Origin of the sequence: Halomonas sp. H10-59 (assembly GCF_040070555.1) — a bacterium.
Classification (GTDB): Bacteria; Pseudomonadota; Gammaproteobacteria; order Pseudomonadales; family Halomonadaceae; genus Halomonas; species Halomonas litopenaei.
Window position 1 is genome coordinate 2,829,115 of record NZ_CP098828.1, and the last position, 13,510, is coordinate 2,842,624.

At 62.7% G+C, this 13,510-nt stretch carries 10 protein-coding genes; 2 read left to right on the plus strand and 8 right to left on the minus strand.

Annotated elements, in window-relative coordinates; all coding sequences use genetic code 11:
* Nucleotides 1-131: 131 nt before the first annotated feature.
* Together NFG57_RS12370 and NFG57_RS12375 are read right to left on the minus strand one after the other, a co-directional pair.
* Nucleotides 132-1,406, minus strand: a complete 1,275-nt coding sequence (locus NFG57_RS12370) for an O-antigen ligase family protein (protein WP_108449017.1) — start codon at nucleotides 1,404-1,406, stop codon at nucleotides 132-134.
* A gap of 3 nt (nucleotides 1,407-1,409) precedes the next feature.
* Nucleotides 1,410-2,423 (minus strand): NAD-dependent epimerase, encoded by a 1,014-nt coding sequence (locus NFG57_RS12375; protein WP_108132848.1) that lies wholly within the window; start codon nucleotides 2,421-2,423, stop codon nucleotides 1,410-1,412.
* Nucleotides 2,424-3,023: 600 nt separating this feature from the next.
* On the opposite strand from NFG57_RS12375, the gene NFG57_RS12380 reads away from it, so the two are divergent.
* Entirely contained in the window at nucleotides 3,024-5,003 is a 1,980-nt protein-coding gene (locus NFG57_RS12380) for a nucleoside-diphosphate sugar epimerase/dehydratase (protein WP_348814428.1), read from the plus strand.
* 36 nt (nucleotides 5,004-5,039) lie between these two features.
* Nucleotides 5,040-6,326, plus strand: a complete 1,287-nt coding sequence (gene tviB / locus NFG57_RS12385; RefSeq protein ID WP_348814429.1) for a Vi polysaccharide biosynthesis UDP-N-acetylglucosamine C-6 dehydrogenase TviB — start codon at nucleotides 5,040-5,042, stop codon at nucleotides 6,324-6,326.
* 260 nt (nucleotides 6,327-6,586) lie between these two features.
* On the opposite strand, the gene NFG57_RS12390 is transcribed toward tviB, so the two are convergent.
* The 6 genes from NFG57_RS12390 to NFG57_RS12415 all read right to left on the minus strand — a co-directional run bounded on the left by NFG57_RS12390 (nucleotide 6,587) and on the right by NFG57_RS12415 (nucleotide 13,503).
* Nucleotides 6,587-7,780 (minus strand): DegT/DnrJ/EryC1/StrS aminotransferase family protein, encoded by a 1,194-nt coding sequence (locus NFG57_RS12390; protein ID WP_124803714.1) that lies wholly within the window; start codon nucleotides 7,778-7,780, stop codon nucleotides 6,587-6,589.
* 240 nt (nucleotides 7,781-8,020) lie between these two features.
* Entirely contained in the window at nucleotides 8,021-9,244 is a 1,224-nt protein-coding gene (locus tag NFG57_RS12395) for a glycosyltransferase (protein WP_348814430.1), read from the minus strand.
* A gap of 142 nt (nucleotides 9,245-9,386) precedes the next feature.
* Nucleotides 9,387-10,499: a glycosyltransferase gene (locus NFG57_RS12400; RefSeq protein WP_222569827.1), complete on the minus strand. Its 1,113-nt coding sequence runs from the start codon at nucleotides 10,497-10,499 to the stop codon at nucleotides 9,387-9,389.
* Between the two features lie 132 nt (nucleotides 10,500-10,631).
* Nucleotides 10,632-11,555 (minus strand): glycosyltransferase family 2 protein, encoded by a 924-nt coding sequence (locus tag NFG57_RS12405; protein WP_108449013.1) that lies wholly within the window; start codon nucleotides 11,553-11,555, stop codon nucleotides 10,632-10,634.
* Nucleotides 11,556-11,585: 30 nt separating this feature from the next.
* Nucleotides 11,586-12,533 (minus strand): ATP-grasp fold amidoligase family protein, encoded by a 948-nt coding sequence (locus NFG57_RS12410; RefSeq protein WP_108449012.1) that lies wholly within the window; start codon nucleotides 12,531-12,533, stop codon nucleotides 11,586-11,588.
* Nucleotides 12,517-13,503: an ATP-grasp fold amidoligase family protein gene (locus tag NFG57_RS12415; protein WP_124803724.1), complete on the minus strand. Its 987-nt coding sequence runs from the start codon at nucleotides 13,501-13,503 to the stop codon at nucleotides 12,517-12,519. The genes NFG57_RS12410 and NFG57_RS12415 overlap by 17 nt, the downstream gene beginning before the upstream one ends.
* Nucleotides 13,504-13,510: the final 7 nt, after the last annotated feature.

Below are 13,510 nucleotides of genomic sequence, written 5' to 3' on the forward strand. Positions count from 1 at the left end.
CAAAAAAAGCCGCCCGGATTCGGGCGGCTTTTTTGCTGTGCCTGTTACTGTGCCTGTCTGGCGGGCTGGACGCTGCGCTCTTCCGCCTGCGCATCAACGGCTGCTGCTGCGGTCCTCGAGCGCCCGGGAGTTCAGCCTCGCGTTCTCAGCAGGGCAAAGCAGGCAGTGCACATCACCAGATAGGCGCTGAAGGTATGGGGGTCACGAAACATCGTCTGGGTCAGGCCGAACCCCGCATACATCACCACGATCAGCGCGCCGGACAGGGCGAGCACACGACACTGGCCATCGCCATGATCGAGGCGACGCAAAAAACTCGCCAACGGAATCCCATAGAACAGCAGCAGCAGCGCCACCCCCGCAAGGCCACGTCGAGCGGCGGTGTCCAGCACGTCACTGTGAAGCTGGAACCCGATTCCGGCCATGCCTTCCGGCAGCCGGCCCGCCGCGACCAGTGTCTCGAGCCAGGCGACCAGACCATCCTCTCCCCAGCCCCAGAGGGGGCGGGCAGCGAACGCATCGCCAGCGATGCCCCACAGATGCCAGCGCAAGCCCGCGTTGGTGTCGACGGCCCCCTGGCGCCATAGCAGGACGATATCCTCGGCCAGTGCCCACAGCCGAGGCAGTGCCACCAAGGTCGCCACGCCGATCGCCAGGGTGACGGTCAGCTGGATGGCGAAGCGCCGGCGGGGTGTAAGCGTCGACCAATAGAAGCGCGCCCGCCGGCCGTGACGCAGGACCAGCACCAGCATCACCAGCGGCAGGGTCAGCCAGCCGCCCCGGGTGCCGGACAGCAGCGAGCCAAGCAGCCCCATCACCGCTCCCAGCGCCGCCCACCAGAGGAACAGGCCGCGCCGCCCTTCACTGACGTTGTCGAGCCACCACACCAGGCTGAGCACCCCGAGCACCAGGCTGAGATTACCAAAGGGAATGGCGTTGATCAGATCGCCAGCCCGACGCTCATCCTCGATCAGTCGGTCATACAGCGCCTTCAGCCCGGATAGCACCGCCCCCAGGGTAATCCCGCGCCACCACCAGTAAAGCGAGGGAGGCCTGGCACGCCATGCCAATAACAAAAGCAGCCCAAGCCAGGGCCACCAGGGCAGTGACGGCACGCTATAACGCGCCAGGGGCGGCCCGCTACGCCCCGCGTCCAACACCAGCTGACAACCGAAAAGCGCCAGCATTGCCACCCATGCAAGGGACTCGGCGTCCCGGGGAAGACTGCGCCGCACCAGCACCGCCATCGCCGCCAGTGACACCAGCAGCATTCCGGTGAACCGATACGCCCAGGGTAGCGTCAGCAGACTGGACAGGAAGACGAACAGTGCCAGCCCCTGGATGGCCGACGAGGACTGCGCCGGCCATCCCCGATAGTGCCTTGCCACACCCGGCGGCGTGCGCATGGCTCAGGCGACGATGCCATGATAGGAGCGATACCAGTCGACGAATCGAGCCGCGCCCTCCTCGACCCCGATGCGCGGCTGATAGCCGGTAGCGCGATACAGTGCAGTGGTGTCGGCCCAGGTCCGAGGAACATCGCCCGGTTGCATCGGCAGGAAGTTGTACTCGGCCTTGCGCCCCAGTGCCGCCTCGATGGCATGGATAAAGTCCATCAGCCCCACCGGGCTACCGTGTCCGATGTTGTAAAGCGCGTAGGGTGCACTGCTGCGATCCGGTGAGTCGTCGACCACGCCGGCGTCGGGGTCCGCGCTGGGGACCACTTCCAGCAAGCGCACGATGCCCTCGACGATGTCGTCCACATAGGTAAAGTCCCGCGACATCTCCCCGTGGTTGTAGACGTCGATCGGACGACCTTCGAGGATCGCCTTGGTGAACAGGAACATCGCCATGTCCGGTCGCCCCCAGGGGCCATAGACGGTGAAGAACCTGAGTCCGGTGGTCGGCAGTCCATACAGGTGGGAGTAGGTGTGCGCCATCAGCTCGTTGGCCTTCTTGGTCGCGGCGTAGAGGCTGACAGGATGGTCGACATTGTCGCGTGTGGCGAAGGGCACCACCTGATTCATGCCGTAGACAGAGCTGGACGAGGCATAGAGCAGGTGCTCTACCTGCTGGTGCCGGCATCCTTCGAGCACATTGAGATGCCCCACCAGATTGGCATCCACGTAGGCGTGGGGATGGGTCAAGGAGTACCTTACCCCCGCCTGTGCCGCCAGGTGCACGACACGATCGAAGCGCTCGTCGGCAAACAGCCGGTCGACACCCTCGCGATCGGCCAGATCCAGCCGCACGAAACGCACGTTCTGCAGCTTTTCGAGACGTGCCAGCCGTGCTTTCTTCAAGGACACGTCGTAGTAGTCATTGAGGTTGTCCACACCGACCACCTCAAGCCCGTCACGGGCCAGACGTGCGGCCAGCGTCGAGCCGATGAACCCTGCCATCCCGGTAACAAGCACCTTCATCTGTTCCCTACTCCCATGGTGCTGGCAAGATCCGTCCACGGCACTCTCGCCACGTTTGACCGCCGTACTGTAGACGCCCTGAACCGAACACCAACAGGGCACCACTAGTCCGACGACTGGTCAATATCTAATGCTCTACGGCAAAGTCTCTAATAATATTTGCCGTATCAATCAACCGCGTTTCCCCTCCCTTCACCAGACTACAACTGCACACTTTTTAACTTCCTGCACAGTAAATCTTACGAAACCCCTGCATACCCGCCATTATCAACACCTTTGCATTGACTTCAATGGAGGAGGAGCACATTTCCCTTGGGCATCTAAAAATTTCGCCGCCATGACGTGACTCGTTTCATACCCTCACATCATAGGTACACCACTAATTTCACGCATGGAAATGACTTCTCTAAATCTCTCTGACCAATTATCAAAACCATCAACCAATGGGAGTTTTTTGACGCTGGTGAAATATTTCAATGCAGATATGATGCAGGAAAGGAATAGCACGTCGTAAAGCCAATCCAGACAACGAGGAAACAGCACAGTCGTCCAAACAAAATCCTAAAATATGGACGATTTTCCAAGCAGGGGATCCCTACCATGGGCAACTTTATCGAAGCCGCCTTGCGACTCCCTCGTCGCAAGAAAAGGATATTTCAGCTCGTCGCCGATATCATGCTTATCGAGACCAGCCTCGTCGTATCCATGGCCATCAACGGGCTTTTTGGCGCCTTTGTGCGCGCCCCTTCCGCCTACGCCTTGAATGTACTTGTCACGGCGATTTCCCTGGTCGTCTTTATCAAGCTAGGCCTCTATCGCGCTGTACTCAGATACGTCGGAAGCCGCGCTATCGTGACCCTGTTCATTGGCGTCGCTACCTCGACGCTGGTGCTTGACCTGCTTGGCCGCGCGATATTCACCCCGCTTCCTGCAGGCGTCCTTTTCGACTATTTCCTGCTCAGTCTGCTGCTGACCGGCGGCACCCGTTTTGCGCTGAGAAGCCTCTACCAGCATCGTCTGATGAAGGACAAGCCCAGGGTGCTTATCTATGGTGCGGGCTCTGCAGGCTGCAAGCTGGTGGCCTCTCTTCGTCAGGGAAGTGACTACCTTCCGGTGGCCTTCGTCGATGACTGGCGCGGCATGGAGGGCACCCATGTCGAAGGTCTCGAGGTCCACTCTCCTCGTCATATTGCGGAGCTGGTCGAGCGCCTCAACATCGAAAAGATCCTGCTCGCCATTCCCAGTGCCAGACGCAGACGTCGCCAGGAGATAGTGGCATCACTGGAACCCCTCAATATCACGATCCAGACCATTCCACGCCTGGATGATGTGGTGCAGGGCAGAGCGAAGATCGAAGATATTCGTGACGTCAGTGTCGAAGAACTGCTGGGCCGTGACCCGGTCCCCCCGCGACAGGATCTGATGGACGCCAATATCCGCGACCAGGTGGTCATGGTGACCGGTGCTGGCGGCTCGATCGGGTCGGAATTGTGCCGACAGATACTGGCTCAACGCCCACGCCAACTGCTGCTCTTCGATAGCTGCGAGTACTCGCTGTACCAGATCGAACAGGAGCTTCTGGGGTTCCTGGACAGCCTGAGCCTTGCTGTTGAGCTGAAGCCATTTCTCGGCACGATCCAGGATCAGAAGCGTCTTCGCATCATCCTGCAGGGCTTCAAGGTGGACACCATCTACCATGCCGCCGCCTACAAGCATGTGCCCATGGTCGAGCACAACATGGTCGAAAGCCTCAAGAACAATACCTTTGGCACCCTGGCCGCTGCGCGAGCGGCCATCGACAGTGGGGTATCGACCTTTGTGCTGATTTCCAGCGACAAGGCGGTGCGCCCCACCAACGTCATGGGCACCAGCAAGCGCCTCGCCGAGCTGGTCTGTCAGGCGCTGGCAGAGCAATCGTCGACTACCCGCTTCTGCATGGTGCGCTTCGGCAACGTGCTGGGTTCTTCCGGCTCGGTGATTCCCCTGTTCCGGCGCCAGATTCAACAAGGTGGCCCGGTCACCGTGACCCATCCCGAGATCACCCGCTACTTCATGACCATCCCGGAGGCGGCGCAACTGGTCATCCAGGCGGGCGCCATGGGCCAGGGGGGAGACGTGTTCGTGCTGGACATGGGGCAACCGGTGAAGATTCTCGATCTCGCCAGGCAGATGATTCGGCTGTCGGGACTGGAGCCTCGCACGGCCGACAACCCCCATGGCGAGATCGACATCGTCTTCACCCAACTACGTCCCGGCGAAAAGCTCTACGAGGAGTTGCTGATCGGGCAGAACGACCAGCCCTCGGAGCACCCTCGGATCATGACCGCCAACGAAGGCTACTGGTCCTGGTCGCAACTGGCCCCCTATCTGGAGCAGCTGCGCTCGGCACTGGACAGCGCTGAACTCGAGCGCGTGAGGGAACTGCTGCGCCTGCCGCCTACCGGTTACAGCCCCACTGGGGGTATCGCCGATCTTGTCTGGCGCCAGCACATGGCCCAGCCGTCCTCACCGACACGACGACTCGCTGGCGCCGCAGACCCCAGCCCCGCACCCCTTGCGCTTGCGGCAAAGCCACTCTAGCGCCGATCCCCCAGGTTCTGCTGACACGAGGCCCCCATGGAACATTCACTGACGCTGGACAAGGCACGCATCGCGGTCATCGGGCTTGGCTATGTCGGCCTGCCGCTGGCGGTCGAATTCGGCAAGCGCTACCCCACTCTGGGCTTCGATATCAGTGCCGAGCGTATCGCTCAGTTGCACGACGGTATCGATACCACACGAGAAGTGACACCAGGCGAGCTGAACCTGGCGCCGCTGCTGAGTTTCACCTATCAGCCGGCCAGGCTGGCCGACGCCAATGTCTACATCGTCACGGTCCCTACCCCGATCGACGCCCAGCACAATCCCGACCTGACACCGTTGCTGGGGGCCAGTGCCACGGTGGGCAGGGTGATTGCCAAGGGTGATATCGTGATCTTCGAGTCGACGGTCTACCCCGGCGCCACCGAAGACGAGTGCATCCCGGTCATCGAGAAGCTGTCCGGGTTGCGCTACAACCGCGACTTCTTCGCCGGCTACAGCCCGGAGCGCATCAATCCCGGTGATCGCGAGCATCGGGTCACCAACATCCGCAAGGTGACCTCCGGCTCAACGCCGGCCAGCGCCGACTTCGTCGATGAGCTCTACGCCTCGGTCATCACCGCCGGCACCTTCCGGGCCAGCTCGATAACCGTGGCCGAGGCCGCCAAGGTCATCGAGAACACCCAACGCGACGTCAACATCGCCTTGATCAACGAGCTGTCCATCATCTTCGAGCGTCTGGGCATCGACACCGAAGAGGTGCTGGAAGCCGCCGGCACCAAATGGAACTTCTTGCCCTTCCGTCCTGGCCTGGTGGGCGGGCACTGCATCGGTGTGGACCCCTACTATCTGACCCACAAGGCGCAGCAGGTTGGCTACCATCCCGAGGTCATCCTGTCCGGCCGCCGTATCAATGACGGCATGGGCGCCTACGTGGCCAATCAGTTGATCAAGTGCCTGGCCAAGCGACGCATCCATGTGCAGGATGCCCGGGTACTGATCATGGGCCTGACGTTCAAGGAGAACTGCCCGGACCTGCGCAATACCCGTGTCATCGATATCATCGACGAGCTGCGCGAGTTCAACGTGGCGGTGGACGTGCTCGACCCCCACGTGGACCGTGACGAGGCGGTGGCCGCCTTTGGCCTTCGCCCTGTCGATGAACCGGAACCCGGCGCCTACGACGCCGTCATCATCGCCGTCGCTCACCACGAATTCCGTGATATCGGGGTCGAGCGAATCCGCGGCTGGGGCAAGCCGGAACACGTGCTGTATGACCTCAAGTATCTGCTGCCCAAGGGCGCGGCGGATCTGCGCCTCTAGCCTTTGTCACTACGCCTGGGGGCATCCACAGCGGCCATCGCCTTGCCTCCCTCCCTTCCTTCCTTCCTTCCGCTGCCGCCTGGCCAATCGCTGCGGCGGTGCAGGCGCAATAGGTGCCCGGCAGACAGCGAAATTGGTGCCCCAGAAACGCAATGGGCAGGACCCGAAGGCCCTGCCCATTGCGGTTTTTCCAGAGGCGTAGCCGCGGCCACGCTCAACAGGCTCAACAGACTGACGTCGACAGCCCCACAGCGACAACGTCACTCGGGACAGAGTGCAGGCTGCGTTGCCCGCGCCATGACCTCCTCGAGCACCCGACAGGTCTTGTCCATCTGTTCCTCGGTCAGGGTCGGATGGATCAGCAGCATCAGGCTGGTCTCTCCCAGTTCCCTGGCCACCGGCAACGGCCGCGACGGGCGCCAGGGAGTGTTGTCGAAGGCGCGTTCCCGGTAGACCTCGGAGCAGCTGCCACTGAAACAGGGCACCCCCTGGGCATTGAGACACTGCATGATGGCGTCGCGGCTCCAGCCCTCGGCCAGGCGTTCGGGACGGACAAACACATAGGCCTTGTAGCCGGCATGGACGATGTGTTCGGGCGGACGCGGAGCCCGCAGTCCCGGACAGCGATCTGCGGCGTCGAGAATGGCGTAAAGATTGGCGCGGCGGCGCTGACTCCACTGAGCCATGCGCGCGAGCTGGCGTCTTCCCAGCACCGCCTGCATCTCGGTCATCCGCCAATTGGTACCGAAACTATCGTGCAGCCAGCGGAACCCCGGCGGGTGGGCCCGCTCATGGACCGCTTCCCAGCTCTTGCCGTGGTCCTTGTAGGCCCACATACGCCGGTGCAGCCCAGGGTCGTCGGTGGTGACCATGCCCCCTTCCCCGCCGGTGGTCATGATCTTGTCCTGACAGAATGACCAGGCCGCCACATCACCGAAGGTGCCGACGCTGCGGCCACGATAGCGCGCACCGTGTGCCTGGGCGCAGTCCTCGATGATCGAAAGACCAAAGGTCTGCGCCAGTTCACCGAGGGCATCCATGTCACAGGGCCAGCCCGCCAGATGGACGGCGACGATGGCGCGGGTGCGTGGGCTCAGGCACTCCTCGACGCTGGCGACCGACAGGTTCTGAGAGTCACGCTCGATGTCGGCAAACACCGGGGTAGCGCCCGCATTGACGATGGCCGACACCGACGCCAGGAAGGTCCTGGGGGTCACGATCACCTCGTGCCCTGGTCCGATATCCAGGGCATGAAGCGCCAGATCCAGCGCCAGGGTGCCGTTGGCTACGGCGACAGCGTGGTGGGCGCCTGTCCAGGCGGCGAATTCGCGCTCGAACTCGCGGCCCTCGTCGCCGGTCCAGTAGTTGACGCGTTGACTCAGCAGCACGCGCGATACCGCCTCGGCGTCGCCTTCATCGAAGCAGGGCCAGGGTGCGAAGGGGCCATTGAGCATAGGGGCTTTTCTCTACGGAGGTCTTGTCGGGGTACCACCGGCTAGGGCTTGTCTGAAAAGTGCCTACGCTCGGTAATACGGCGTTAAAAATCGGATCAACATGCTCATTTACACCCTGTAAACTGCGCTGTCTCACCGATTTTTGCCTTGTCTAACCTTCGCTCGCCGACTTTTCGGACAGAGCCTAAGGAGATGGGACGCTATCGTAAACTCGCTCCCACTCAGCGCACGTGGCGTGACTCATGGTCGAGTCGATGCTTCAGAAGCTGTTTCGGAAACTGGTTCGGACGATGCTTCAGAGGACGGTGCAGACGGCAGACTACCAACCTGCGCCGGAAGGCCGATCCGCTGGTACAACTGACGATACTGCTCAACCACCTGAGCAAGACCGAACTCGCTCACGATGCGCTCTCTTGCCTCTCGTCCCCGTTCCCGGCGCCTGTCGGCAGGTTCGTTCAAGGCTTCGAGCAAGGCCCGGGCGAGGGCCTGGCTATCTCGTGGTGGCACGATGCGTCCGCTGGTACCGAGGATGTAGTCGCTGTCACCGACGTCGGTCGCCACACAGCTCAGTTCGCAGGCCATGGCCTCCGCAAGGGCATTGGGGAAGGCCTCGAGCCATGAACTCTGACAGAACACATCCATCGCCTGCATCAGCTCGCCCACGTCGTCTCGCTCACCCGTCAGCAAGAAGCGCGAGCGGTACTCGTCCGGCACGATGCCCGCCAGCTCCGGCGCATCGAAATCGACGCCACGACCGACCACCAGAAAGCGCGCCTGAGGCATTTGTTCGGCGACGGTGACGCAGGCCCGCAACAGATTGGGATGATCCTTGATCGGGTGGCATCGGGCCACATGCCCCACCACCCATTGTTCATCGTTAAAGCCCAGACGCTTCCGCACGTGTTGCCGGCTGTCCGAATCCGGCGCCACGGCGGCGGTATCGAAGCCGTTGGGAATGACCAGTGCTGCGTCATCGCGGAAGCCGAAGTCGCGATGTTGCCGCCGAGACAGGCGACTATTGAAGACGATCGCCCCGGGCCCGCCCGAGAGCCGTCGGTTGGCGCGAATGGCCCACCGGGTCAATGGTTTGTGGCGCTCGATCTGGTACAGGCACTGGCGCACGTTCCAGCTCACCGCCGGCCGCTGGCGGCACAGGCGAGCCGCCATGCTGGCCATGAGGTTGCCGTGGTACATCCAGCCCTGAATGACGTCAGGGGCGAAACGTCGCACCAGAGCACCCAGACGAGGCAGGGTCCAGGGCGCGGGAATTCCCTGGCGCATGCCAAGGGCATGGACCTCGATGCCCAGCTCGCGAATACGTGGCCCGTAGCTACCCTCGTCCATCAGGGCGATCACTGCGACCTCGTCCGGGGCACTGACGCCTGCGGCCAGCAGATTGTAGAGATTTCGCTCCGCGCCACCGGTACCGAGTCCGGTGATGACATGAAGTACGCGCACAGACATGGGCAGACACATCCTGTGATGGGCAAGAAAGCGACAACAACGCAGTCGCTCAGGGAAAACGCAGAGGTGCCACGGAAATGGCGGTGGCCGAGATTTGCCGCGGATGGCCCGAGCACAGAGCCTTGCGCAGGCGCACCAGAACTCAGCCCTGCGACGCCATCGACGATACGCCGCTGTTCAGGCGAACAAGGTAGCGCTCGACGGCCAGTTCGGCGCCAAAATCGGCGGCGCGCTGGTGAACCGGTGGATGCTCGTCACGCGCCAGCACTTCGTCGAGCGCGTCTGCAAGCGCTTCGCTGTCGCCCATGGGAATCAGCCGCCCCCAGCGCCCGCCCTCGAGAATTTCCTGAGGGCCCGAGGGGCAGTCAGTCGCTACCACCGGGGTGCCGCAGGCCATCGCCTGGATCAGCACGCTAGGCAACCCCTCGGCGTAGGACGACAACGCGAAGACCCGGGCCTTGCGCATATACACAAAAGGATTGTCGACGAACCCGGGCAGCGATACGGCGTCGGCCACCCCGAGGCGATGCGCCTGGTCAAGCAGCGTGTCTCGCAGCGGTCCTTCGCCGAGAATCGTCAGTCGCACCTCTCGGTGCTCATGGCGCTGACGCAGTCGTGCCAGAGCGTCGATCAGCACGTCGAACCCCTTCTGCTCGATCAAGCGTCCCACCGCGACGATGCCGACTTCGCCGATATCCTCCACCGACGACTCGGCGAGCTGCACCAGCCGCTTGTCGACGATGGGATTGAAGATGACCTCGATCCGAGAAGGGTCCAGCGCCAGGCCTCTGGCCAGGTCATCGGCGACACCTTGGGAGACCGCCACCACGGCGTCGGCTCGCAGATAGGCATGGCGCATCAGCCGCCGCATCACCCGGGCATTGAAGCCGGTGTTTCTGGCGGTCACTGCAAAGTAATTGGTGTGCTCGGTCACCACCAGTCGACAGTCGAGGCGGGCCAGCGCCCGCGCCGCCACCGCCACCACGTTGGCGTGGCCCATCGCCGACAACAGGGCAGCGGGCCGTTCGCGCTTCAGATAGCGCACCAGCGCAGGCAGACTGCTGGCGACCCTGGAGGCGCCCAGGCTGAAGTGGCGGATGCCGGGGGCGATTTCCGCCTGGTAGACGTTCTCGTCGCTGGCGGTCACCAGGTCGACCTCATGACCGGCCGCGACGAAGCCATTGGCGAGCAGCACCATGACCCGCTCCGCGCCGCCGCCCCGCAGCGACGGCAGAAACAAGGCAATCTTTTGCACAGGGCTTCGAATAGCGCTTCGAACAGGGCTGCGAACAGGGCTTTGCATGGCGTCCTTTTCCTTTGCTCTTCGTTCGAGCATGACCAATGGTCGGGCGGGCTTGAACGAGCACGATGGCGTCTCAGGGGAGACTTAACGCTGCATCGCGCCCGATCGGGAGCCCAGGCGTCGCAACCTGAGCGCCAACGTCAACAGCGCGGAGGCAGCTCCGATCAGCACTGGGTGACTGGCCAATCGAAATAGCGCGAGATCCCGCCGCTCGCGCCAGTTTCCAGGGGTGAATATCTCCACCTGAAAGCGGCAGGCGGTAAGGTCTCGTCTGCTCAGGCTGGACAACCACTGGCGTCGGGAAAAGGCGTTGCGATGATGGTCCTGACACAGGTAGCGCTTGACCACGTAACGACTGGCATCCAGATTGGCGCTGGAGCTCATGCGGCCCTGGCGCGTCACGTCCATGACTGCGGTCGGCTGCGGGTCGAACAGTAGACGCTCGCCCTGGTGAAAGGCGCGAATGGCGAAGACCCAGTCCTGATGCTTGCGCGTCGCGTCATCGAAGCGCGTCCCCTGCCAAAAGGCCTTGCACAGCGACAGGGTGGAAGAACGCACGTCTCCACGCTCCACGAACAGATAGTGACGCATGTCGCCGCCGCGGTAGGCCGGAAGTCGCGACGCGCTCAGGCGGGAGGCGTCGGCGAGGCGCGCGAGATAGTTGCCAAAGATGACGCCGGCGCCGCTATCGCGGTGCATGGCCATGCGGCGCTTGAGTGCCCCTGGCGCCAGGGCATCATCGGAGTCCAGAAAGAAGACGAAAGCCCCACGGCTCTCCTCGAGTCCCCGGTTGCGGGACACGGCGGCGTTGGACCTGGCAGGCTTCTCGATCAGCCTGACGGCTTCGTATCGCTGCACCAGCCGCGAGAGCGCCTCACGATCATCCGAACAGTCGTCCACCAGCAGGATCTCGTGGCTCAACCCTTCGGTCTGGCTTACCACGGACAGCAGGGCTCGCTCGACGAAAGCGGCGCTATTGTAGGTCGGTATCACCACCGAGACCTGCATAGGTTTCCCTCCTGACGGTTCGGCCCTGACTTACCTGGGAGCCGCGACCTTGCCACCGTCGGATCGCCTTGATGAGCGCTCCTCCGGAAGCCGAAGCAGCGAGCCAAGATAATCGAGCCCTTCATCGCTGTAGCCATTGTCCATGTTGGCCGAGGGCGTAAAGGTCATCTCACCGAGAACGGGACGGCCGTGCTCGATGTAGAAGTCCACACGCACGAACGCAAAAGGCTCGGCCAAGGCGCGGGCGGACTCGAGCAGTGGTTCAAGACAAGCTGGACGGGCCAGATCGGCGGTATCGGTGATGATCGGCACCTTGGCAGCCATCAGCTCAAGCGGCCCCCAGTCTCGATCGAAATAGGCGTAGCGAGTCTGCCCCTTGTCCGCGGCGCACAGCAGCACCACCAACGGCTCGCCGTTGAAGCAGTAGACCTTGTAGTCCAGGGGCGCGTCCCTCCCGCCGCTGTCCAGCATGCGCTCGGCAAAGATCCGCGGCACGATCTGATCGTAGTGATACTCGAGCTTGCGACGCCCATAGCGTTCGGTCATCCAGCGCGACAGATCCTGGCTGGCCTTGCGCCTTTCCAGGGTCGACTTGTCGTGCACCAGGATGTTGTAGCCGCAGCCGTGATTGCACTTCAGCACGAAGGCGTCTGGCAGGGCTTCCCAGTCGATCTCGTCGACACTGCGATATACACCCAGCAGATCATTGAGAATCGCACCCTGGCCTCTTGAGCTCGCGTAATCGTGCAGCCCGAGCTTGTCGGCGCACCTGGCCATCAGCGGGTCACGATGAAACAGCTTGAGCCACTGAAGCTTCTCGTCGAAGCGCCTGGGGGTTCGAAGGTCAAGGCGACGCCGGGTCTTGCGTTGGTGCATCAGTCGCGTCGCCTGCTCGTTGGAGAAGGCATCCAGCCCCAACATCCCCAACGTCCACAGGCGGGACTTGGCCGCGCCCATCCACTCATTCATGACCGCCATTGTCCGCTCCTTGCACGGTTCCGTTGAAGCTCAATGACCGCCCTGCCGTTACTTCGCGGTCGTGTCGGCAGCGCCGGCCCACCTGCGTCAGATCGATCAGGTCGCCCAGGTAGCGCTGTCCGTAGGCGTTGTAGCGCCGTGATACGTTCGCCCCGGGTGTGAACGTCATCTCACCGAGCACCGCCCGCCCTTGCCGCTCATAGAAGTCGACCCGGACGAAGACAAAACCCCGCGACAGCCGCTCGGCCAGTTCGAGCATCTCGTCGAGCGCTCGAGGACGGGCCACGCCAGCGGCGCTCTGATGCTGCCGGTCATTCAGCTCGAGCCGTTGCCAAGCCGGATCATGGAAGTCGAAACGCATGTCGCCTCCCCTGTCGGTGCATACCAGCACCACGCAAGGGCGGCCATGAAAGCAGTAGACCTTGTAGTCCACGGGCACTCCCCCGGTAGCGGTCTCGATGTACTCCTCGGCCAGCACTCTCGGGGGAATGGCGTCGTAGTGATACTCCAGATAGCGTCGGGCGTAGCGCTCCTTCAGCCAACGCTGCAGCCGTCGCTTGACCGCTCGCTCGTCCGCCTTGCGCTTGTCGTCGATGATCACGTTGTAGCCGCAACCGTGGGTACACTTCAGCGCGAAGCGCGCCGGCAGTTCCTCCCAGACGATCGCATCGACACTTTCGTAGAGGCCGATCAGTCGACTGAGGGCAACGGCGCAGCCTCGCTCGGCGGCGAACTGTCGGACGGCGTACTTGTCGGCGCAGCGCGAAAGCCCTCGACGATCACCGTAAAGCTTGAGCCACTGCAGCTTGTCATTGAAATCCCTGGGATCGTCGAGTTCGAGTCGCTGCCCGTACTCTCGCCGGTGCACCAGCCTTGTCGCCAGACGCGGCGACAGGCGGTCGACCACCCCCAGAGCGCATCGCCACCCCAGCTTCTCCGTCCTGTCGAAGGCTCGCTGAAATCCTGTCATACGATAA

Excerpts from the sequence above, each read along its gene's own strand:
- NFG57_RS12390 (WP_124803714.1), bottom strand. The coding sequence starts at position 7,780 with ATGCTCAATGGCCCCTTCGCACCCTGGCCCTGCTTCGATGAAGGCGAC.
- tviB (WP_348814429.1), top strand. The coding sequence starts at position 5,040 with ATGGAACATTCACTGACGCTGGACAAGGCACGCATCGCGGTCATCGGG.
- NFG57_RS12415 (WP_124803724.1), bottom strand. The coding sequence starts at position 13,503 with ATGACAGGATTTCAGCGAGCCTTCGACAGGACGGAGAAGCTGGGGTGG.
- NFG57_RS12395 (WP_348814430.1), bottom strand. The coding sequence starts at position 9,244 with ATGTCTGTGCGCGTACTTCATGTCATCACCGGACTCGGTACCGGTGGC.
- NFG57_RS12375 (WP_108132848.1), bottom strand. The coding sequence starts at position 2,423 with ATGAAGGTGCTTGTTACCGGGATGGCAGGGTTCATCGGCTCGACGCTG.
- NFG57_RS12370 (WP_108449017.1), bottom strand. The coding sequence starts at position 1,406 with ATGCGCACGCCGCCGGGTGTGGCAAGGCACTATCGGGGATGGCCGGCG.
- NFG57_RS12380 (WP_348814428.1), top strand. The coding sequence starts at position 3,024 with ATGGGCAACTTTATCGAAGCCGCCTTGCGACTCCCTCGTCGCAAGAAA.
- NFG57_RS12405 (WP_108449013.1), bottom strand. The coding sequence starts at position 11,555 with ATGCAGGTCTCGGTGGTGATACCGACCTACAATAGCGCCGCTTTCGTC.
- NFG57_RS12410 (WP_108449012.1), bottom strand. The coding sequence starts at position 12,533 with ATGGCGGTCATGAATGAGTGGATGGGCGCGGCCAAGTCCCGCCTGTGG.